The organism is Corynebacterium qintianiae (assembly GCF_011038645.2).
Taxonomy (GTDB): Bacteria; Actinomycetota; Actinomycetes; order Mycobacteriales; family Mycobacteriaceae; genus Corynebacterium; species Corynebacterium qintianiae.
Window position 1 is genome coordinate 1,232,316 of record NZ_CP064955.1, and the last position, 19,724, is coordinate 1,252,039.

The following is a 19,724-nucleotide window of genomic DNA, read 5'->3' on the forward strand; positions in this document are numbered from 1 at the left end:
GGCGCAACTGCGTTAATCGTCCAGCTGCGCGGCGACCTCGTCGCTCATAGTCATGTTGGTGTAGACGTTCTGCACGTCGTCGGAGTCCTCGAGGGCGTCGATGAGGCGCAGCATCTTCTTGGCCGTGTCAAGGTCCAAGTCGACCTCGACAGAAGCACGGAAGTCCTGCTCCGCGTCATCCACCTCGATTTCCTGTTCTTCGAGAGCGGTGCGCACAGCGCGCAGGTCCGTGGGAGCGCAAATAACCTCGAAGACCTCGCCCAAGTCGCGCACTTCCTCGGCGCCGGCGTCCAGGACGGCCATGAGCAGATCGTCTTCGCTGAGCTCCCCCTTGGCCACGGTGACGACACCGGTACGGGTAAACATGTAACCCACCGAGCCGGTCTCGCCGAGGTTGCCGCCATTCTTCGACATAGCAGTGCGCACCTCGGTGGCTGCCCGGTTGCGGTTGTCGGTCAGGCACTCGATCATGACGGCGACACCGTTCGGACCGTAGCCCTCGTACACAACGGCTTCCCAGTTCGAGCCGCCAGCTTCCTCGCCGGAGCCGCGCTTACGTGCGCGCTCGATGTTGTCCTTCGGCACGGAGGCCTTCGTGGCCTTGCGGATCATGTCGTCGAGCGTCGGATTACCCGCCGGGTCCCCGCCACCGGTGCGGGCGGCAACCTCGATGTCCTTGATCAACTTCGCCCACTGCTTCGAACGCTTCGCGTCGTTGGCGGCCTTTTTATGCTTGGTGGTCGCCCACTTTGAGTGGCCTGACATGACCAGCTCCCCTTTCCGCTGTCTGCGCACCCGATCACTCGGGGTCTGAACTTCCCACGATTATACGCACGGGCACGACACGCCCTGTGCGCGGGGTTTTAGCCCTCCGGAGCTTGTTTCGGGGTGGGCAGTTCCGAGGTGCCGTCGCGAAGCGTGCGGGTCAGGCCCTCCTGAACGGTGACTGCCACGAGGTTGCCCGCGCGATCGAAAATTTTGCCCTGCGTCAGTGCACGCCCGGCATGGGCCGAGGGCGAACTCTGATCGTAGAGCAGCCATTCGTCGGCGCGGAACGGGCGGAGGAACCACATCGCGTGGTCGAGCGAAGCCATCTGCACCTTGTGGCCGGGGTGCGGCACCATCGAGGAGAACAGAAGGGTCATGTCGGACATGTACGCCAGAGTGCAGATGTGGAACGTGTCGTCATCGGGCAGGCGCTGTTTCGACCGGAACCAGACCACCTGCTGGCCCGAGGAGCGCTCGTCGGATTCGTAGCTGGCGGATGGCACTACCCGAATGTCCCAGTCGGCCCACTCGCTGATCAAGCCCTTGAGGCTGGCGGGCATCTCGTCGGTCTTGAACTTGATGTCCTCCGGGTCGGGCACGCGACGCATCTCATCCCGGTGCTCGGGCCCCTCGTCGCCTGCGATGTGGAAACTGGCCTGCATAGAGAAAATCACTTCACCGTTCTGCATGGCCTCGACCTTGCGCGTAGCGAAGCTGCGGCCCTCGCGCACTCGCGAAACCAGGTACACGGTTTCTTCCGTCGCTTTACCGCCGCGCAGAAAGTACCCGTGCAAGGAGTGCACCCGCTTGTCGTCGTCGACGGTGCGCGTCGCCGCCACCAGCGCCTGGCCCGCGACGTGCCCGCCGAACGTGCGGACGAACACTTTCGACTCCATGGCGCGGCCGCGGAAAATATCTTTGTCGATACGTTCGAGATCGAGAATCGCCTGGATGCCGTGGAAGCTGGGTGTGTTCATAGTGAGTAAGACTACATCGCGGTCGGGAACGCTTTCAGGCTTACGTACTCCGGCAGCGCCGCCGTTCCGCCGAGGCGCAGCACGCGCACCGGCGCGCGGAGGCGCACGGCCCGGGTATCGGACACGGCGTCGTTGTAGAAGCGCAAGGCGAGCATGACGCGCGTGTCGGCGTCCGCAAGATCGCGCGAGGTGGCCGCAGCGGGCGCGTGCTTATCGACGTCCCCCCGCAACGCATCCTCAATCCCGCAGCGTGTCGTTACGTCGCGGGGCGTGAGCCGGACCGCCTCCGCCGCCCTAGCGCGGGCCGCGAACTCGGGCACGGTGGCCGCGATGACGGCGCAGCGCCTATCCAGTGCCGCCTGGAGAGCGTCGCGGGAGCGGTCCACCCGGATGTGCAACCGGTCGAGGCGCTGGGCGGTGAGATACGCCCACAGCAGCACCAGTGCGACGGCGGCAGCAAGGGCCACCCACAACGCGGTCGTCATCGGCGCACCCGAACCTTCTCGCCGACGACGGTGTCATAAACAGTCATGATCTGCGCAGACACGCTCTCCCAGTCGTACTGCCGCGCGCGAAGAGTGCCTGCGTCGATGAGCTCGTTGCGCGACGCGGGGGCGTCGATAAGCGTGCGCAGCGTTGAAGCGAGCGCGCCCGAATCCCCAACCGGGAAGAGCGCACCGGCGGGGCGCTCGGTGTCGGCGGCGCACACCGCGGCGAAGGCTTCGATGTCGCTGGCGACAACGGCGCAGCCTGCGGCCATGGCCTCGACGAGCACGATGCCGAAGGACTCGCCACCCGTGTTGGGGGCAACGTAGATGTCGGCCCGGCCGAGGATCTCAGCCTTTTGCGCGTCGCTGACCCTGCCGACGAAGTCGACACCCTCGTCGCTGCGCGCGGTACCCCCGCCGATGACGGTAACGCGCACTCGGCGGCCGAGCCCGCGGACCGCTCGGAGGAAAATGTCGAGGCCCTTGCGCGGCTCGTCGAGCCTGCCAAGGAAGACGATCTCCACCTCGCTGGTGTCGTTGCGTGGACCGCGCGCGCGGCAGAAGAGCGACGTCTCCACACCGTTGGGAATGAGGACGGGGTCCGCACCGACCTGCTCCACCTGCCAGCGCCTGGCCATCTCACTAACCGCAATGCCGCCGCGGATCTTCTCCAACCCGGATCGGAGCACGGGAAGCGCGGCGCGCAGCACCCACGACGAGGTCGCGGACGCGTGGTACGTGGCCACGATCGGCCCCTCTGCCAGACGCAGCGCGGCCATGGAGTAACCCGGCGAGTTCGGCTCGTGGATGTGGAGGACGTCGAAGTTGCCCTCTGCGATGAATTCGCGGGTGATGCCGCGAACTCGCGGTCCGACGGCGAGACGCGCCACCGAGCCGTTATACCGGATCGGCACCGCTGCACCCCCGGGGGTGACAAACGCTGGCACGTGCGCGTGCTCGGTCGCGGGTCCGAGAACGCGCACTTCGTGGCCCTGCGCACGAAAAACGTGCGCTAAGTCAAGGATGTGGGCCTGAACACCACCCGGTTCGTCGAAGGAGTAGGGGCACACCATGCCGATCCTCACCGTGAATCTCCTTAACGACCCCTGCGCGGTTTCTTCGGCCGGTCTACCGGCCACATCGGCTGAAGCATATGCCAGTCTGCTGGATGGGCGGCGATGTTCGACGCGAAGCGGTCGGCGAGGCGCTGCGTGGTCTGCCCCACCGTGGTTACCTCCAACGGTTGCTCAGCCTTAAGACCCCACGCGGGTTGACGGTCGGTGCCCTCGAACCACGCGTGCGCCGGCAAGAGGGCCGCACCCGTCTCGACCGCCAGTTTCGCCGGGCCCGCGGGCATGGTGGTGGCCTCACCGAAGAACTCCACGGGCACCCCCTTCGGAGTGAGGTCGCGCTCGCCGAGCAGACACACGATTCCTCCAGCCTCGAGGACCTCTCGCAACCTCGCGTACGGCGGCGCCTCCCCACCGGAATGCGGGAGCACCTCGAAACCGAGGCCCTCGCGGAACTCCACGAAGGCCCGGAAAAGCGAATCCGGTGCGAGCCTTTCCGCGACGGTAGTGAACCGCCCGTAATTGCGCACGAGCCACATCCCGGCCATGTCCCAGTTGCCGGAGTGCGGCAAGGCGAGAATTACCCCCCTCCCCTGCTCCAGGGCCTTATCGAGGTGCTCGCGCCCGCTGAGGGACCTGGTGATCTGAGCTACCACGTTGGCGTCGCCCGCCAACCTCGGCAGGCGAAAGGCCTCCTTCCAGTAGCGCGCATAGGAACGCACGGACGCACGCACGAGCTTCTGGTCCACGTTTTCCACCCCCACGACGCGGGTGAGGTTGCGGCGCAGCATGTCCATCCCTGTGCCATTACCGGAAACCCTGTCTGCGCCGTAGTTGAACAGGCGCGCGACAGCAGCGTCCGGCAGGCGCCCAGCAACTCTCCAGCCCGCGATGTAGGCGCCCGCTGTCAGCGTGTCCTTGAACGAGCTGCTCACCGCTTCACCCCGGCGGGAGGTGCGGTGCGCTCGTGCGCACCGGGGTCATTCGCGGCGAGCCGGAACCGCTGCACGACGGTGACCAGGGAACCCGCCAGAAGGATCCACATCGCCACCGACAGTGCACCGGAGAGGCCGAAGCCTTCGAGCGCCAGACCGACGAATGCGATTATGAGGCGCTCGGGGCGTTCGATCAGCCCGCCGTCGATGGCGAGCCCCCCCGCTTCACCGCGCGCCTTGATGTAGCTGATCACCTGCGAGAGCACAAGGACGGCGAGCGTGACCGCGACGACGGTCGGCGAGGCGTCAGCGACGTAGATGAACCACACCGCGATCGCACCGAACAGCGCCCCGTCAGTGATCCGGTCGCAGCTGGCGTCCAAAGTCGCACCGTAGGCCGTGCCACCGCCTCTGAGCCGGGCCATGGTGCCATCGACCATGTCGAAGGCCGCGAAGAACGCGGACAGCGCCGCCGCTAGCACGAGATGGTTCAGGGGAATGAGCACCACTGAGACGAGGATCGTCGCCGCCGTTCCCAGCAGCGTGGTCACATTGGGGGTCAACCCTGCCCTGAGCAACCCGCGGGCGACGGGTTCGACGACGAAGGCGGCCGGCTCGCGGCCGTGCACGCTAAGCATCGGTGCCCCCGGTGGTGCCCCCGGTCCCGTCGGGCCAAGCGTCGGCTAGCAGCTCCCGCGTCTCCCTGAGCAGCTGCGGCAGGACTTTGGTGCCGCCGAGGACCGTCATGAAACTGGCATCGCCCGCCCACCGCGGCACGACATGGAGGTGCAAGTGGTCCCCGACCGAGCCGCCGGACGCCTTACCCAGATTGAGCCCGACGTTGATTGCATCCGGGCGCGACACCGTCTTCAACGCGCGGACAGCCTTCTGGGCGAACGCCATCAGCTCGGTGGCTTCCTCGTCGCTGAGCTCCTCGAGTTCGGCGACCTTGCGGTAGGGCACGACCATGAGGTGGCCGGAATTGTACGGGTACAGATTTAGCAGCGCGTAGACGGTCTTGCCGCGTGCGACGATGAGCCCATCCTCGTCACTGCGCTGCGGCGCTGCGAGGAAAGGGTCCTGCGCTTGCTGGCCACCTGGTTCCGCGGTGATGTACGCAGCGCGGTATGGAGCCCACAACCGCTCGAGGCGGTCCGGGGTGCCTACGCCGCGCTCGACGTACTCGTCCGGCCGCTGCGGGCCGGTGCTATCCACGCCGGGCTGCAACGGTGTCCTCGCTCGGCTGGTCGTTGATGCGCTCGCCCACCCAGGCGCCGATAATGTCCACCGCCTCCGCCACGGGGACGCCGTTGATCTGGGTGCCGTCGAGGAAACGGAAGCTCACCGCGTCCGCCTCCACGTCGCGCGCTCCCGCAAGGAGCATAAACGGCACTTTGGAGGTGGTGTGGTTGCGGATCTTCTTCTGCATGCGGTCGTCGGAGTGGTCGACCTCGGCGCGGATCCCGCGGGCACGAAGCTTCTCGACGACACCGTCAAGGTGGCCGGCGAAGTCGTCCGCCACCGGGATTCCCACCACCTGGTGCGGCGCGAGCCATGCCGGGAACGCACCGGCGTAGTGCTCCAGCAGCACGCCGAAGAAGCGCTCGATGGAGCCGAAGAGGGCGCGGTGGATCATCACCGGGCGCTTCTTCGTGCCGTCGGAGGCCGTGTAGTTCAGATCGAAACGCTCGGGCAGGTTGAAGTCGAGCTGCACGGTGGACATCTGCCAGGTGCGTCCGATGGCGTCGCGGGCCTGGACGGAGATTTTCGGGCCGTAGAACGCCGCGCCCGCCGGGTCCGGGACGAGTTCGAGGCCGGACTTTTCCGCCACCGACTGCAGGATCGCCGTGGAACGCTCCCAGATGTCGTCGTCGCCGATGTACTTTTCCGGGTCCTTGGTGGAAAGCTCGAGGTAGAAGTCGTCCAGCCCGTAGTCCTGGAGAAGCGAGATAATGAACTCGAGCACGCTCGTCAGCTCAGCTTCGAGCTGGTCCTCGGTGCAGTAGATATGGGCGTCGTCCTGCGTGAACCCGCGCGCGCGGGTCAGGCCGTGGATCACGCCTGACTTCTCGTAACGGTAGACGGTGCCGAACTCGAACAGGCGCAGCGGAAGCTCGCGGTAGGAGCGGCCGCGGGAGTCGAAGATCAGGTTGTGCATCGGGCAGTTCATCGGCTTGACGTAGTAGTCCTGCGGCTGCTTGACCACGTTGCCGTCGTCGTCGACCTCGCCGTCGAGCTTCATCGGCGGGAACATGCCATCGGCGTACCAGTCGAGGTGCCCGGACTTGGAAAACAGCGCGCCCTTTGTCACGTGCGGGGTGTTCACGAATGAGTAACCGGCCTCGATGTGGCGGCGGCGCGAGTGATCCTCCATGGCCAAGCGGACGATGCCGCCGTCGGGGTGGAACACGGGCAGGCCGGAGCCGAGCTCGTCCGGGAAGGAGAACAAGTCCATCTCGTTGCCCAGGCGGCGGTGGTCGCGCTTCTCGGCCTCGCGGAGCATATGCAGGTGCTCGTCGAGGCGCTCCTTCGACTCCCAGGCGGTGCCGTAGATGCGCTGCAGGCCCGCGTTGTTCTGGTCGCCGCGCCAGTAAGCGGCCGAGGAGCGGGTCAGCGCGAACGCCGAGATGTACTTGGTGGTGGGCACGTGCGGGCCGCGGCACAGGTCATGCCACTCGACGTCACCGGTGCGCGGGTTGACGTTGTCGTAGTGGGTCAGGTCTCCGGCACCCACCTCGGTCGCCTCGTCGGTGTCGGGGTCGACATTGCCCTTGTCCTGGATCAGCTCGAGCTTGTACGGCTCGTTCCTCAGGTCCTCTGCGGCCTCCTCGGCAGAGGCGTAGACGCCGCGGACGAACTTCTGGCCCTGTTTGATGATCTTCTTCATCCGCTTTTCCAGCGTGGCCAGATCCTCGGGCGTGAACGGCTCAGCGACGTCGAAGTCGTAGTAGAAGCCGTCGTTGATCGCGGGGCCGATGCCGAGCTTGGTGCCGGGGAACTCGGCCTGGACGGCCTGGGCGAGGACGTGGGCGGCGGAGTGGCGGATAACGGAGCGGCCGAGCTCGGTGTTGGCCGCCACGGGCAAGAAGGTGGCGTCTGAGTCAGGTACGTGCGAGAGGTCCTTGAGCTCGCCGGCGGAGTCCTGGACGCACACGACTGCGTCATCGCCCTTGTTCGGGTAGTTCAGGTCCCGCATCGCCGCTCCCACGGCGGTTCCGGCCGGGACGTGGAAGGGCTCTAGCAGCACAACCGGTGATTCGCTGGACATGGGCGCTCCTTTGCGCTCGCGGGATGCGACATACCTGGCCGCACCCCTTGTTCATAACAGTCTTGAGACAGCGCCCAATCCTACCCGGGTCAGGCCTCGAGAACCGACTGGCCCCAGTACTCGTCGCCACCGTCGCGTGACGACGTCCCCGGGGGCACCCAGTACACCGCGGAACCGATGTGGGTGGTCCACGTGTTCAGGCGGTCCACCTCGTCGAGGCGCGCCTGAACCGGTGTGAACTGCGTGTCGGGGTTCTTCTGGAAAGCGATGAAGATGAGGCCCGCGTTGGACAACGCGCCGCTGCCCGGCTCGGGCGGCAGGTTGTAGTTGTACGGCCTGCGCTTGAAACGCTGCTCCGGGTGGTCGGCCGGCGGCATGGCGCGGGCCATGTGGGAGTTCTTATCTATCACGGGCAGGCCGTACTGATCTGTGGCTTCCATATCGGGCGCGGCGAACTCATCCCCGCCTGTCAGCGGGGAGCCGTCGTCAAGCGTGCGCCCCACGGCCTCCTCGCGCGACGCGCGGTCGAGCAGCTCCCACTCGTCGAGGTTCATCGCGATGCGGCGCACCACGAGCGAGGTGCTGCCTGCGACACCCTCGGGCTCGTCTATCCACACCTGCTCAGCGAATTCCTCGTCGGCATGCGGGTTGACGGTCCCGTCAACCTGGCCGAACAGGTTGCGCGGGGTCTGCCCTTTCGGAATCGCCCCGTAGGCGTTCATGAACCCCTGCTGCACCCACTTGGTGTCGACGTAATCCATTCCGGCGCGGGTCATGTGCCGCATTGCCCACGCGCCCATCACCGGATCGTCGGAGCAGATCTGCAGGACGAGGTCTGTCTGGCCCCACTTTTCCTCGAGCTGGTCGCGGGTGAATTCGGGAATGTCGTGGAGCCACTCGGGTTTGCGGCCCGGCGCGGCGATGTCGAAGACCCGCTCGCCGAACCCGCAGGTGATGGTGAGGTTTGCCGGCCATTCGTTCATCTCGGGCTCAAGGCTGCCGAGGGGCGTCTCACCGGAGCAGAGGGCCCGGGCGTCGGCCGTCCACACGCGCATGAGGCGTGTGATCGCCGGGCCGTCGGCACGCTCGCGGAGGTTGAAGCCGATGAGATTCAGCGAGGCCTGCGTAGGCGTGTCGATTCCCGCCTGGTGGGGCCCATCGAACTCGACGATCGCGTCTCTCAGCGGCTGCGGCGTGTCGTCGGAGTTGCTGGGCGGCTCGCTTGTCGACGCCCCTCCCGCGTCCCGCTTCGAACACGACGCCAGCGCACCCGCCGACGCCGCCGTTGCGGCGGTAGCGGAACCGGCGAGGAAGAGTCGGCGGGAGACTGTCATGGCTTGAGACTAGTGGTGCTCGTGGCCCTCGTGGGAGCCGTGGCCCTCGTGGGAGCCGTGGCCGGTCATCTCGCCGTCCTCGCCGTAGTTCTCCTCGCCCGGGATCAAGGAGCGCACCGCGACGCCGGGGACCTGGATCTCACCCTTGTCGGTCTCGAGTGTGAGGTCAACGGTGTCACCGGCGGGAATCTCGGCCGGGAAATCGAGAACCATGAGGTGGAAACCACCGGGAGCAAGCTCGACCGCTTCACCGGCGGGGATGGTAAGGCCCCCTTCGACGGGGCTCATCTTTCCGTCCTCGGTCTTGTGGATCTCGTAGCGGGCATCACCCAGCGAGGATGAAAACCCGGTGACGGTGACGTCCTCGTCCGTGGGGTTGCGCAGGGTGCCGAAGATCGCGGTCATGGGCATGTCCGCTCCCGCCTCCTTGGCGCGAACGACGGCGTTGTCGAACTCGAGGGTGTTGGACACTGCGGTCTGGGTGGATGTTTCTTCCGACGTTGCCGAGGCTGCGGGTTCAGCAGCGTGTTCGCTCGGGCTGCATCCTGAGGCAAGGAGCGCTGCGGAAGCGAGTACGGCGGTGGCGGCAAGGGCGCGGTTATGCATGAAAATTACTCCTGGGGTTATCGGTCAGTTAATTAGCGGGCTTTTCCGGGGTTTCGGCGTCGAGCTTGCGTGTCCTGCCCGCGCGGGCGATGGCCGCGGCCGCGACTGCGGCGACAGCCAAGACCCCGATCAGAGCCCAGAGCCACGTCATATTTCTGGCGGACTCCTCCTGGTTACTGCCCGCTTCCCCACCCGCGGCCACGGGCTGGTCCGCAGAAGTTCCAGCTGCCTCAGCGCTTGCCGGGGCGTAGGTGAAGGAGGTCATTCCCTTCGTCGCATGCCCGTCAGAGGAGATGATCTGGAACCCGATGCGGTAGTCACCGGGTTCCGCCTGCACGCCCTCCGGCACCTCGAGCGAGACTTGGCGGCCCTGAACCGTCGGCTCCCCCGAAAACAGCACCTCATCGGTGTCGGCGCGCGTCACGGCGAATGTGTTGAATCCTTCCTGCACCTCACCCGAGAAATCGAGGGTGAGTGTGTCCGGGAAATCCTGGACGGTTTCGCCGTCCGCCGGTGACCCGCCGACGACCGCATCGTGCGCGAGCGCGAGTGGCGCAGTTGCCACCGACAGACCTGCTGCCATGGCTACCGCGGTGATGCCCCGACGTGCGCGGTGCGTGGTGGTGGACGAGGTCCGCATAAACAAAACTCCTTGGTGTTGCTCCGTGATGGTCACATTAATAGTCGGTTAACAAACGGTGTTAGTTCCAGCCGTGACGTACCCCACAGACGGCTTGACGCGCTCTCTAACACATGGGCCGACTTCCCCAACCGCTAACCGCACCCCAAATCGAAGGTCTCCGGCTGTGCCAGAGGTTCGGCGCGCTGGACCTCCTCGCTGTAGTCCACTTCCAGCTTGGTGTACACCTCCAGGTTGTAACCGCACGAGCGTTTCTCGCTGGCGCTGACGTCCGCGGGGAAAGTGTGGAACGTACCGCCCGCGCAATCCGGGTCGCACTCGTTGATCGACGCGGTGCCGACGGCGGTGGCAAGCGCCGATTCCCACCCATTCCACTGCAAATCCGTCAGGAGGTAGTTGTTGTCCGCGCACGTAAGCGAGATCTCGCTGGGCCCGGCCACACCTGTGATGTTGACGCAGCTGACGATTCCCGCCGCGTCCACCGTGGTCACCACACCCGGTGCAACAAGGTTTGTCACGGACACGAGCTGACCCGTCTCGGGCAACAGCGTGAACGTGAGGTCCTCCTCCTTGCGCTCAATGGTCACCGCGTTGCCCTCGCGTTGACTTTCCCAGTCCACGACCCTGCTGCCCTCGGCCTGCGCGATGAATGCGTACAGGTCCCGCTGGTGGCCCGCCGTCAGTCCCGGGCTCAGCAACATTTCAAGCGCGGTCCGCACTGACTTCCCGGGCAGAAGCTCAGGGATGTCCGCGTCGGGGTCGAGCGGCCGCTGGTCCCTGATGTCACCGGCTGCTGTAGCGAGCTCGGCCGGCAAGTCACCGATATCCTCCTGGTTGACCTCCACGGTGCCCGAGGCGTCGGTGCGCAGAACGCTGACTACGCTCGCCTCACCGATCGAATCGACGCGGCGCAGGTAGTCGGCACTGGTCACGCTCGCCATTTGCGGCTTGCTTGCCGACGCCTCCGCAGCCCGCGTCAGCGCCTCCTCCGCCTGAGCCCGCGCCCGCTGTTGCGGCACTACGCCGACCCCGAGACCGACAACAAGCACCAGCGCCGCGGCGGCGCCGAGCCAGGGCACCCAGGGCAGGCCACGGGGGCGTCGAGAAGCTCGCGGCTGGGCCATGACGGCCTCAAGCGTCTCGTCCGCGCGCGCCTGCTGAGCGGGAGTCAGCGCGTCGTCCGGGACGGGGTTTGCGCGCCGGAGCAGGAACAGGCTGTCATCTTCGTTGTATGTCATCGCGTGACTCCGGTTGTCTCGTTCAGCAGGTCAGCAAGGCGCGTGCGTGCGAGGTGCAAGCGGACGCGCGCGGCGTTCTCCTTGATTCCGAGCACGGCGGCGATTTCCGCGGGCCGCAGGTTCTCCCAGGCGTACAGAGTGATGATTTCGCGGTCCGTCTCGTTCAGTGCTCGCAGGGCCCGGCTGATGTCCACTTCCGCCGCCGCGTACGTCTCCGCCGACGGAGCGGCCCATGCGCTCTCCGCGACATCGTCGAGGGGCACCGATTCGCGGCGCCGGCGGTAGTGTTCCAGCACGACGTTCCGGGCGATGCCGTAGAGCCACGGCATCGCGTCCGCACCGCGTGGAGGCCAGCCAGACCAGGCGCGGGCGAACACGTCCGCGCACAAGTCCTCCGCTACGGAATCGTCGGTGCGGCGGCGCAGGTACGCCAGAACGCGCGGGTAGCACAACCTGTAAGCGGTCTCGAAATGCTGCATATGTGTCGCAGGATACCTACGAGGCGTCCGCCGCCGTGCCGTTGCCGGCGTCCGGAAACACGGCGGTGGCGGTGGTGCCCGAGGCGCAGGTGACTGTGACCGTGTGGGCGCCGTCGGCCGGACCCGGCCCGATCTGCGCCGGAGCAGTGACGTAACCGATCAGCTCGCCCGTGTCGGCGGCCGGGGTCATCACTGCGTCGGCTCCGAAAGACGTGGTCAGCGTGGCGCGGGTGTCGTTAGCTGCGCATGGGGAGCTCACCATAATCTCGGCCCCCGGCTTCAGCGCGTCGTGGATTGTGAAGGCGTTGTCCTGGGGGAACCCCACCGCGGTCGGCACTGCGATAGCGACTGAGGCGACGGCGGCGCCTGCGGCGAGCGTCCAGTTCTTCTTCGTCATGATGATCTCCTTCGAGGTTGGCCCGCTTTCTCGCGGGCGTTCATCACGTTTGTGACGCTTAACGACGCCCCATTACACGCACCTGCAATATTTTTGCGCGCTCGCCCCTAAAATTGCGCTCCCCCTAAACCCACAAAGGTAAACTTTCGGGCATTCCGCCTAAAATTGCAGCAATTTCGGGGTGTAAGGGTTTTGGGGAGAAAGGTTTAGGGAGAAAACCCCCACGATTGCCCAGGCAAGTAAACGGTGATACGGCCAAACCCTCCGCACCACGCACGCACGACGAAAGATGGCCTTAAACACAAAAAAGGCGCTGCGAACAGCGCCCTTATCCGTGGTCCTAGCTGGGTTCGAACCAGCGACCTTTCCGGTGTGAACGGAACGCTCTTCCACTGAGCTATAGGACCGAATCTGGATTGCTACATTACACCGCCCCACCCACGCGCCCTAATCCGCAGGTCATTGAGCGTTTGGCGGGCAAGGTGCACGGTGGGTTAACAACACGCATGTAATTTAGAGAAACCCAGTCGAATGCGCCCCTGACCTTGGCGATTTGTGAAACGCGCGGGCAAACAGATAATGTTCTATCTCGCACAACACGACAGAGTGGTGCATGCGGATGTAGCGCAGTTGGTAGCGCATCACCTTGCCAAGGTGAGGGTCGCGAGTTCGAGTCTCGTCATCCGCTCTCGGTTCTTCAGAACCGGAGTGCAAGCGCGTTTAGCTCAGCGGGAGAGCGCTTCCCTGACACGGAAGAGGTCACTGGTTCAATCCCAGTATCGCGCACCAAGGGTGTACACCCTTTTGCGGATGTAGCGCAGTTGGTAGCGCATCACCTTGCCAAGGTGAGGGTCGCGAGTTCGAGTCTCGTCATCCGCTCCAAGTACGTAACGCGTACTTTGGAGGTAACTCCACGGTGGATTGGTCGAGTGGTTAGGCAACGGTCTGCAAAACCGTGTACACGGGTTCGATTCCCGTATCCACCTCCGAGCCAACACTGGCTTCGAGCGCGATTAGCTCAGCGGGAGAGCGCTTCCCTGACACGGAAGAGGTCACTGGTTCAATCCCAGTATCGCGCACCAAGGGTATACACCCTTTTGCGGATGTAGCGCAGTTGGTAGCGCATCACCTTGCCAAGGTGAGGGTCGCGAGTTCGAGTCTCGTCATCCGCTCCACGCTGCACTCAAGCCCCGGAATCCCCTCGATCCCGGGGCTGTCGCATTTCTCGCATCTGCCCCGCAACCGGCGAGGGCGCACCTACTCCAGCCGCCCGCACCGGTACGGTGTGTGCCATGACAAAGCTCGACTCCGTCTGGGTCGCAGACGCACCCCGCGAAAGTGCCGCGTCCACAAGGTCAGTTGCCAACTTCGTCGCCTGGCCCGCCGCGGTGTTGATCGTCATCCACAGACTCTTCGTATTGGCCTGGACAGGCTCGCTTACCGACGACTTCACCACCGTGTGGTCCGCCGCCCGGCGCTTCGTCGACCGGGTTCCCGTGTACAACGAGACTTACCACCACGTGGATCCCCACTATCTGTACAACCCGGGGGCGACGCTGCTGCTGTCCCCTCTCGGGCTCGCACCTAGCGTGGAGGCGGCCCGCCCGCTGTTCATCTTGGTCAACGCCGCCGCCATCATCGCCGCGTTGGCGTGGTTGACCCTGCGCTCCGGGTTCAAGCTGTCTCATCCGGTGTTCCCGTTCGTCATCTTCCTTGCGTTTCTCACAGAATCGGTGACCAACACCCTGGTGTTCTCGAACATCAACGGCATCCTGCTTCTCGCGCTGGTGGCCTATCTCGACCTCTTCCTCCGCGGCCGGCCGTGGGCGGCGGGGGTGATCCTCGGTCTCGCGATCGTGGTCAAGCCAATGCTGGCACCTCTGATCGTCCTCCCGTTGATGCGGCTCGACTGGAAAGCACCGGCAGCCGCGGTGGCCGTCCCGGTTCTGCTCAACCTTGCCGCGTGGCCGGTCACCCCCGGCGCACGCGACTATGTGGACACCGTCATGCCCTACCTTGGCGTCACCCGCGACTACGCAAACGCGTCTCTGGCCGGCTTCGCCGCCTACTACGGCATGCCGGGCTGGCTGCACGCGATCTTCTTTGTCATCCTGGCCGGGGCTGTCGCTATTGCCGTGATTGGCCTGGCCCGCTTCCGCTTCAGCGACGAATGGATGTGGGCCGCGACCACCTCCGGGGTGCTCATCGCGGGGGTCTGCATGCTCTCCTCCCTCGGGCAGGCCTACTACTCCATGATGCTGCTTCCCGCGATCTTCACCGTCTTCCGCCGTTTCAGCCCCATGCACACCGCGCCAGTCTGGGCGGGAATAGTTGTCTTCTTTTCGCCGTTGCAATGGGCGACATCCAAGATCCCCAACACGGGAGCAACGCTCGACATCGTGTTAGTCACCATCGCATGGACGGTGTTCATCGTCTCTATCGCGGCATGGGTAGTGTCGGTGTCAACGATTCGGAAGGAAACATCACATGTCCCAGGAGAACTACCTCAACTGGACTGAGGAGAAGTGGCGCGAGAAGCTTAGCCCCGAGGAGTACTTTGTCCTGCGCGAGGCGGGTACGGAGCGCCCCGGCGTCGGCGAGTACACGGACACCAAGACCGAGGGCGTCTACAGCTGCCGCGCGTGCGGCGCGGAGCTGTTCCGCTCCACGGAGAAATTCGAGTCCCACTGCGGGTGGCCGTCCTTCTTCAGTCCCCTCGCCGGCGACACCATCATCGAGCGCGAGGACCGCAGCATGGGAATGACCCGCACCGAGGTGCTCTGTGCCAACTGCGAGTCCCACCTCGGCCACGTATTCGCGGGCGAGGGCTACAACACCCCGACCGACCTGCGCTACTGCATCAATTCGATCTCGCTGACGCTGGAGGAAAAGCCGGTCGAGGGCTAGCTTCTACGGCAGGATGCGCACGACCTCGCCGATGTCCGCCACGCGCCGCCCCGTCTGGAACGGCAGCTCTTCACGCACGTGGAGGCGCGCCTCGGTGTAGCGCATCTTGTGCATAAGGTCCTCGATACGAGCAAGATCGTCCGCCTCGAAGGCGAGCATCCACTCGTAGTCGCCCAGGGCGAACGCGGCGACGGTGTTCGCGCGCACATCACCGTGGTTCATGGCCGCACGGCCGTGCTCGGCGAGGATCCGGCGGCGCTGCTCCGGCTCGAGGATGTACCAATCGTAGGAACGCACGAACGGGTAGACGGTGATCCAGTCACGCGGCTCCTCCCCCATGATGAACGCGGGCAGATGCGCCCGGTTGAACTCGGCCGGGCGGTGCAGGCCGTTGCCGATCCACCCCAGCTCCAGCACTTGGCCCAGGGTGGTGGTGCGGCGGAAATCCGCCAGCGCCTTCTGAATCTGCTCGAACTGCTCAGCGTGCCACCAAATCATGAGATCCGCCTCTGGGCGGGTACCGGTGACGTCGTAAATGCCACGCACCGTTACCTCGCCGGCGCGGTCGAGCTCCGCGAAGAATGCCTTGGCCTGGGCGATGACGTCGTCACGCTCGCTGCCCAACGCCCCGGGAATCGCCCGGAAGGTCACCCACTGGCTGTATCGCTGGATCTTGTTTAGGGCCTCGAAGTCGGCCTGCTGATCGGACATGCTGCGTTCCTTTCCTGCCCTCCGCGAGGGCGCATCAACCTAAAGTCGTAGGCCAGTCTACCCGCGCCCCGGACACCACGGCGCGCCTCCCCCGTTCGCGCGGGCGCGAGATTAGCGTAAAGCCGTGATGAATTCCGAGACCTCCTCTCAGACCCCCGCACCGCAGGCTGGCGCCGGCGAGAACGCGTCGTCGCCTGCGGAATTCACGGCGGCCGTTGAGTCCATGCACGCGGCGAAGTTGCGCCCGGAGATAACTCTCGGCACCATCCGTCCGCCGCAGCGCCCGGCTCCCTACAGCCACGCCGTCGGCTTGGAGGTCACGCGCGGCGAGTCCGACACTGTGCCCATCGATTCCGAGGGCGATGCGTTCGGCCGCCTCATCCTGCTGCACTCCCCCGACGCCGAGGAGGCCTGGGAGGGTTCGATGCGCCTGGTCGCCTACATCCAGGCGGACATGGACGACGCGGTGGCGTCCGATCCCCTGCTTCCCGACGTGGCGTGGCAGTGGCTCAACGAGTCGCTCGCCGACACCGGCGCGGGTTACACCAACCTCGGCGGCACGGTGACCTCCACAGCGTCGGTGCGTTTCGGCGAGATCGGCGGCCCGCCGCGCGCCTACCAGCTGGAGATGCGCGCCTCCTGGACCGCGGAGGGCATTGAACTGTCCCACCATGTTGAGGCCTTTGCCAAGGTCCTCGCGCACGTCGCCGGCCTGCCGCCGGAGGGCGTCGCCCAGCTCGGCTCCCGCTAGTGCGCTTTTCGCTTGTCGACGACCCCACCACGTTCCACTCCGCCGCCACCGCGCTGGCTGCTGGGTGTGGGCCTTTCGCCGTCGACACCGAACGAGCCTCGTCGTTCCGGTACGATGACCGCGCCTTTCTCGTGCAGGTCCACCGCCGCGGGGCTGGCACGTTCCTGATCGCCCCAGAGGGACACCGCGACGCGGTGCGCTCTACCTTCGCACCCGTGCTCAACGGCGCCGACTGGATCCTCCACGCCGCGGGTGAGGACCTGCCCAGCCTCGCCGCGCTCGGGCTGTACCCCGGTACCGTGTTCGACACTGAGTTGGCGGCCCGCCTCGCCGGTTTCGAGCGCCCGAACCTGGCCGCGATGGTCCACGAGTTCACCGGTGTCACCCTGGACAAGGGCCACGGCCGCGAGGACTGGTCCGCCACACCGCTGCCCGGTGAGTGGCAGGAGTACGCTGCCCTCGACGTCGTTCACCTTAACGATCTAGCAGAGGGCCTCACCGAACTACTCGACGCCGCAGGCAAACTCGATGCCGCAGCCCAGGAGTTCACTCACCTGCTTTCCCTTCCGCCCACGCCGGTGAAATCCTGGCGCGACCTCAAAGGCTTATCGACGGTCCCCTCCGGCCTCGGGCTCGAAATCGCCCGGACGTTGTGGGAGTACCGCGATACCCGGGCGCGGCGGACCGATACGTCGCCTCACGCGCTGCTGAGTTCGAAAGTGCTCGTCGAGATCGCGCGGTCCCAACCACGCACTCCCGCCGAACTCGCTCGGGTGCGCGGGTTTCCGGCGCGTCGCCGGGGTGCGGTCGACAAGTGGTTCGACGTGTTGTCGCAGGCCTATCACGTGTCTCCCACCCGGTGGCCCGCCGCCGCCGCCGAGCGCGACGACAACCCGCCGAGCAAATCCGCGTGGCAGCGCCACCACCCGCAGTCATGGGAGCGTTTCGTCGCCGCGCGCGAGGCGCTGGCAGAGCTCGCTGGCTCCCTGTCGATTGCTTCTGAAGTACTGCTGCAGCCGGCGCTGTTGCGCAAGGTTGTGTGGGAGGGTGTACCGGGTGACACGGACAGCGTTGCGCGTGAGCTCCTGCGCGCAGGGGCGCGGCCGTGGCAGGTCGACGCGGTGTCACCCGTCACCGCGCAGGCGCTGCGCGGAAAATAGCTGCGCAGAAAACAGCCGCCCGGACTAGTCGCGCAGGCTCTCCGCCCACTCACGCAGCTGCGCCTCGCCCGATGCCGGATCGAGCCCGTACTCGCGCAGGATCTCCGTGCGGGAGCCGTGCAGCGGGAAGACGTCAGGAAACGCCAGCTGGCGCAGCGGGGTGTCTACCTCGGCCGACGCGAGGGCTTCAGCGAGCGCGGATCCGACGCCGCCGCGCACGATGCCGTCCTCGTACACGACCACCATGTCGCTTCCGGCAGCCATGGCGATAAGCACCGGGTCGATCGGAATCACCCAGCGCGGGTCGACGACGGTGACACGCAGGCCGTCTCCCGCCACGTTTTCGGCCATGACGACGGCGTTCTCCGCGAAGCTCCCCACAGCCACGAGCAGGATCTCAAGCTCGTCATCCGCCGCCTCACCCGCCGGGCGGAACAGAATGTCGGTCCCGCCAGGGAGGCGTTCCACAGCGTCAACATCGGTGCCAATATCGCCCTTGGGAAACCGCACGACGGTCGGGCCGGTCCCGTGGGCGATTGCCTCGTTGAATTCCTCGCGCAGGCGCGCCGGGTCGCGCGGCGCGGCGATGCGGATGCCGGGCACGATCGAGGCGATGGCAAGGTCCCACACACCGTTGTGGCTGGCGCCGTCGGAGCCGGTGACTCCGGAGCGGTCGAGCACGAGGGTAACGGGCTGGCTGAGAAGACCGGCGTCCATGAGCAGCTGGTCAAAGGCTCTGTTGAGAAAGGTCGCGTAGATCGCCACCACGGGGTGGAGCCCGCCGAGGGCCATGCCGGCGGCGGATGTCACCGCGTGCTGCTCGGCGATGCCGACGTCGAAGAAGCGCTCCGGGAATTGCTCGGCGAACGGGGTCAGACCCGTTGGCCCAGCCATCGCCGCGGTGATCGCGACAATGTCGGAGCGCTGGTGCGCCGCCTTAAGCAGCTCCTCCGAGAACACCGAGGTCCAGCCCGGAACGGAGGCGGTGAGCGCCTCTCCCGTGATGGGGTCGATGACGCCGGTGGAGTGCATCTGGTCGGCGACGTGGTTAACAGCCGGGGCGAAGCCGTGGCCCTTCTCGGTGACGACGTGGACAATGATGGGGCCGTCGTGGCTGCGCGCGTAGGAGAACGCCTGCAGCAGCGCCTTCAGATCGTGGCCCTCGACCGGGCCGATGTACTTCATGCCCAGCTCGGGAAACATCTCGGACGGCACGACCTGGTACTTCACGCCCTCCTTGATGGCGCGCAGTGCCTCGAAGGTGCGCTCGCCGACCCAACCCATGGATTTCAGTGTCTTCTTGCCCGTCTCCATGACCTCGTCGTAGGAGCGCTGCATGCGGATTTGCGCGAGCTGGTCGCGCAACCGCGTGAGGTTGCGGGCGAAACCGCCGATGGTCGGCGAGTAGGAGCGGCCGTTGTCGTTGACCACGATGACCACGTTGCGCTCGCCCGCGGCGATGTTGTTCAACGCCTCCCAACACATGCCGCCGGTCAACGCGCCGTCCCCGACAACCGCGACGACACGGTCTTCACCGGCGCCCGCGAGCTCTTTAGCCTTGGCCAGGCCGTCCGCGTAGGACAGCGCCGCAGAAGCGTGAGACGACTCGGTCCAGTCGTGCTCGGATTCGCTGCGGCTGGTGTAACCGGAGAGCCCGCCCTTCTTGCGCAGGGTGTCGAACTGGCTGGCCCGGCCGGTCAGCACCTTATGCACGTAGGACTGGTGTGACGTGTCGAAAATGAGGGGTTCGCGGGGGGACTCGAAGACGTGGTGCAGCGCGATGGTCAGCTCGACTACACCCAGGTTCGGCCCCAAATGGCCGCCGGTGGCGGAGACCTTGTCGATCAGGAGCTGGCGGACCTCATCGGAGAGCTCCCCGAGCTCGTCGAGACTCAGCGACTTGACGTCATCCGGCGAAGTGATCGCGTCCAGAAGGTTCACGGTGAACTATCGCTCCTTTTGCCCTAATTGCGCGGCCGACGCGCCTGCATTCCC

General features: G+C 65.8%; 20 protein-coding genes and 7 tRNA genes. 10 read left to right on the plus strand and 17 right to left on the minus strand.

The annotated features are described in order from the left end of the window. Positions 1–12 precede the first annotated feature (12 nt). From G7Y29_RS06065 to G7Y29_RS06135, 15 genes are all read right to left on the minus strand, one after another. The gene (locus G7Y29_RS06065; RefSeq protein WP_165003894.1) at positions 13–765 is read right to left on the minus strand and encodes a YebC/PmpR family DNA-binding transcriptional regulator; all 753 of its coding nucleotides are present in this window, start codon (positions 763–765) and stop codon (positions 13–15) included. A gap of 98 nt (positions 766–863) precedes the next feature. Beyond that, positions 864–1,745: an acyl-CoA thioesterase gene (locus tag G7Y29_RS06070; protein ID WP_165003892.1), complete on the minus strand. Its 882-nt coding sequence runs from the start codon at positions 1,743–1,745 to the stop codon at positions 864–866. Positions 1,746–1,756: 11 nt separating this feature from the next. After that, positions 1,757–2,230, minus strand: coding sequence for a hypothetical protein (locus tag G7Y29_RS06075; RefSeq protein ID WP_165003890.1), 474 nt, complete (start codon positions 2,228–2,230; stop codon positions 1,757–1,759). Next, positions 2,227–3,318 carry a glycosyltransferase family 4 protein gene (locus G7Y29_RS06080; RefSeq protein WP_165003888.1) on the minus strand — a complete coding sequence of 364 codons (1,092 nt, stop codon included), beginning with the start codon at positions 3,316–3,318 and terminating at the stop codon, positions 2,227–2,229. The genes G7Y29_RS06075 and G7Y29_RS06080 overlap by 4 nt, the downstream gene beginning before the upstream one ends. Positions 3,319–3,329: 11 nt before the next feature. Beyond that, positions 3,330–4,238 (minus strand): phosphatidylinositol mannoside acyltransferase, encoded by a 909-nt coding sequence (locus tag G7Y29_RS06085; protein WP_165003886.1) that lies wholly within the window; start codon positions 4,236–4,238, stop codon positions 3,330–3,332. Then, entirely contained in the window at positions 4,235–4,876 is a 642-nt protein-coding gene (gene pgsA, locus G7Y29_RS06090; protein WP_165003884.1) for a phosphatidylinositol phosphate synthase, read from the minus strand. The genes G7Y29_RS06085 and pgsA overlap by 4 nt, the downstream gene beginning before the upstream one ends. Further along, entirely contained in the window at positions 4,869–5,453 is a 585-nt protein-coding gene (locus tag G7Y29_RS06095; RefSeq protein ID WP_165003882.1) for an ATP adenylyltransferase, read from the minus strand. Before G7Y29_RS06095 ends, pgsA begins: the two co-directional genes overlap by 8 nt. Then, positions 5,446–7,506: a threonine--tRNA ligase gene (gene thrS / locus G7Y29_RS06100; protein WP_165003880.1), complete on the minus strand. Its 2,061-nt coding sequence runs from the start codon at positions 7,504–7,506 to the stop codon at positions 5,446–5,448. The genes G7Y29_RS06095 and thrS overlap by 8 nt, the downstream gene beginning before the upstream one ends. A gap of 89 nt (positions 7,507–7,595) precedes the next feature. Next, entirely contained in the window at positions 7,596–8,840 is a 1,245-nt protein-coding gene (locus G7Y29_RS06105) for a Dyp-type peroxidase (RefSeq protein WP_165003878.1), read from the minus strand. Positions 8,841–8,849: 9 nt separating this feature from the next. Beyond that, the gene (locus tag G7Y29_RS06110) at positions 8,850–9,446 is read right to left on the minus strand and encodes a copper chaperone PCu(A)C (protein ID WP_165003876.1); all 597 of its coding nucleotides are present in this window, start codon (positions 9,444–9,446) and stop codon (positions 8,850–8,852) included. Positions 9,447–9,474: 28 nt separating this feature from the next. Then, positions 9,475–10,086 carry a copper resistance CopC family protein gene (locus tag G7Y29_RS06115; RefSeq protein ID WP_165003874.1) on the minus strand — a complete coding sequence of 204 codons (612 nt, stop codon included), beginning with the start codon at positions 10,084–10,086 and terminating at the stop codon, positions 9,475–9,477. 134 nt (positions 10,087–10,220) lie between these two features. Continuing rightward, complete coding sequence (locus G7Y29_RS06120; RefSeq protein ID WP_165003873.1) at positions 10,221–11,324, minus strand: hypothetical protein; 1,104 nt, start codon at positions 11,322–11,324, stop codon at positions 10,221–10,223. Further along, positions 11,321–11,803 carry an RNA polymerase sigma factor gene (locus G7Y29_RS06125; RefSeq protein WP_165003871.1) on the minus strand — a complete coding sequence of 161 codons (483 nt, stop codon included), beginning with the start codon at positions 11,801–11,803 and terminating at the stop codon, positions 11,321–11,323. The genes G7Y29_RS06120 and G7Y29_RS06125 overlap by 4 nt, the downstream gene beginning before the upstream one ends. Before the next feature lie 16 nt (positions 11,804–11,819). Then, entirely contained in the window at positions 11,820–12,200 is a 381-nt protein-coding gene (locus tag G7Y29_RS06130) for a hypothetical protein (protein ID WP_249399709.1), read from the minus strand. A gap of 335 nt (positions 12,201–12,535) precedes the next feature. Then, positions 12,536–12,607 (minus strand) — tRNA-Val (locus G7Y29_RS06135). A gap of 208 nt (positions 12,608–12,815) precedes the next feature. Between G7Y29_RS06135 and G7Y29_RS06140 the strand changes: the two genes are divergently transcribed. From G7Y29_RS06140 to msrB, 8 genes are all read left to right on the plus strand, one after another. Next, positions 12,816–12,888, plus strand: a tRNA-Gly gene (locus G7Y29_RS06140). 26 nt (positions 12,889–12,914) lie between these two features. Continuing rightward, positions 12,915–12,989: transfer RNA gene (locus G7Y29_RS06145), tRNA-Val, on the plus strand. Positions 12,990–13,006: 17 nt separating this feature from the next. Next, positions 13,007–13,082 (plus strand) — tRNA-Gly (locus G7Y29_RS06150). A gap of 33 nt (positions 13,083–13,115) precedes the next feature. Continuing rightward, positions 13,116–13,186 (plus strand) — tRNA-Cys (locus G7Y29_RS06155). Positions 13,187–13,207: 21 nt separating this feature from the next. After that, a tRNA-Val gene (locus G7Y29_RS06160) sits at positions 13,208–13,282 on the plus strand. A 17-nt stretch (positions 13,283–13,299) separates the two neighbouring features. Beyond that, positions 13,300–13,375: transfer RNA gene (locus G7Y29_RS06165), tRNA-Gly, on the plus strand. A 117-nt stretch (positions 13,376–13,492) separates the two neighbouring features. After that, positions 13,493–14,719, plus strand: coding sequence for a glycosyltransferase family 87 protein (locus G7Y29_RS06170; RefSeq protein ID WP_165003869.1), 1,227 nt, complete (start codon positions 13,493–13,495; stop codon positions 14,717–14,719). After that, positions 14,688–15,107: a peptide-methionine (R)-S-oxide reductase MsrB gene (gene msrB / locus G7Y29_RS06175; RefSeq protein WP_165003867.1), complete on the plus strand. Its 420-nt coding sequence runs from the start codon at positions 14,688–14,690 to the stop codon at positions 15,105–15,107. The genes G7Y29_RS06170 and msrB overlap by 32 nt, the downstream gene beginning before the upstream one ends. A 3-nt stretch (positions 15,108–15,110) precedes the next feature. Here the strand turns inward: msrB and hemQ are convergent, their stop codons facing one another. Further along, the gene (hemQ, locus tag G7Y29_RS06180; RefSeq protein WP_165003865.1) at positions 15,111–15,818 is read right to left on the minus strand and encodes a hydrogen peroxide-dependent heme synthase; all 708 of its coding nucleotides are present in this window, start codon (positions 15,816–15,818) and stop codon (positions 15,111–15,113) included. 127 nt (positions 15,819–15,945) lie between these two features. On the opposite strand from hemQ, the gene G7Y29_RS06185 reads away from it, so the two are divergent. Together G7Y29_RS06185 and G7Y29_RS06190 are read left to right on the plus strand one after the other, a co-directional pair. Beyond that, positions 15,946–16,569 carry a DUF3000 domain-containing protein gene (locus tag G7Y29_RS06185; protein ID WP_196820117.1) on the plus strand — a complete coding sequence of 208 codons (624 nt, stop codon included), beginning with the start codon at positions 15,946–15,948 and terminating at the stop codon, positions 16,567–16,569. After that, complete coding sequence (locus G7Y29_RS06190; protein WP_165003861.1) at positions 16,569–17,729, plus strand: HRDC domain-containing protein; 1,161 nt, start codon at positions 16,569–16,571, stop codon at positions 17,727–17,729. Before G7Y29_RS06185 ends, G7Y29_RS06190 begins: the two co-directional genes overlap by 1 nt. Before the next feature lie 24 nt (positions 17,730–17,753). Here G7Y29_RS06190 and dxs read toward each other — a convergent pair whose 3' ends face one another. Then, positions 17,754–19,670, minus strand: a complete 1,917-nt coding sequence (dxs, locus tag G7Y29_RS06195) for a 1-deoxy-D-xylulose-5-phosphate synthase (protein ID WP_165003843.1) — start codon at positions 19,668–19,670, stop codon at positions 17,754–17,756. Between the last annotated feature and the right edge of the window lie 54 nt (positions 19,671–19,724).

What these genes read in the sequence shown, in the direction of transcription:
- thrS (WP_165003880.1), bottom strand. Translation starts at nt 7,506, where the DNA reads ATGTCCAGCGAATCACCGGTTGTGCTGCTAGAGCCCTTCCACGTCCCG.
- G7Y29_RS06115 (WP_165003874.1), bottom strand. Translation starts at nt 10,086, where the DNA reads ATGCGGACCTCGTCCACCACCACGCACCGCGCACGTCGGGGCATCACC.
- G7Y29_RS06105 (WP_165003878.1), bottom strand. Translation starts at nt 8,840, where the DNA reads ATGACAGTCTCCCGCCGACTCTTCCTCGCCGGTTCCGCTACCGCCGCA.
- G7Y29_RS06075 (WP_165003890.1), bottom strand. Translation starts at nt 2,230, where the DNA reads ATGACGACCGCGTTGTGGGTGGCCCTTGCTGCCGCCGTCGCACTGGTG.
- G7Y29_RS06130 (WP_249399709.1), bottom strand. Translation starts at nt 12,200, where the DNA reads ATGACGAAGAAGAACTGGACGCTCGCCGCAGGCGCCGCCGTCGCCTCA.
- G7Y29_RS06110 (WP_165003876.1), bottom strand. Translation starts at nt 9,446, where the DNA reads ATGCATAACCGCGCCCTTGCCGCCACCGCCGTACTCGCTTCCGCAGCG.
- hemQ (WP_165003865.1), bottom strand. Translation starts at nt 15,818, where the DNA reads ATGTCCGATCAGCAGGCCGACTTCGAGGCCCTAAACAAGATCCAGCGA.
- G7Y29_RS06125 (WP_165003871.1), bottom strand. Translation starts at nt 11,803, where the DNA reads ATGCAGCATTTCGAGACCGCTTACAGGTTGTGCTACCCGCGCGTTCTG.
- G7Y29_RS06185 (WP_196820117.1), top strand. Translation starts at nt 15,946, where the DNA reads ATGAATTCCGAGACCTCCTCTCAGACCCCCGCACCGCAGGCTGGCGCC.
- msrB (WP_165003867.1), top strand. Translation starts at nt 14,688, where the DNA reads ATGTCCCAGGAGAACTACCTCAACTGGACTGAGGAGAAGTGGCGCGAG.
- G7Y29_RS06065 (WP_165003894.1), bottom strand. Translation starts at nt 765, where the DNA reads ATGTCAGGCCACTCAAAGTGGGCGACCACCAAGCATAAAAAGGCCGCC.
- G7Y29_RS06170 (WP_165003869.1), top strand. Translation starts at nt 13,493, where the DNA reads ATGACAAAGCTCGACTCCGTCTGGGTCGCAGACGCACCCCGCGAAAGT.
- pgsA (WP_165003884.1), bottom strand. Translation starts at nt 4,876, where the DNA reads ATGCTTAGCGTGCACGGCCGCGAGCCGGCCGCCTTCGTCGTCGAACCC.
- G7Y29_RS06120 (WP_165003873.1), bottom strand. Translation starts at nt 11,324, where the DNA reads ATGACATACAACGAAGATGACAGCCTGTTCCTGCTCCGGCGCGCAAAC.
- G7Y29_RS06070 (WP_165003892.1), bottom strand. Translation starts at nt 1,745, where the DNA reads ATGAACACACCCAGCTTCCACGGCATCCAGGCGATTCTCGATCTCGAA.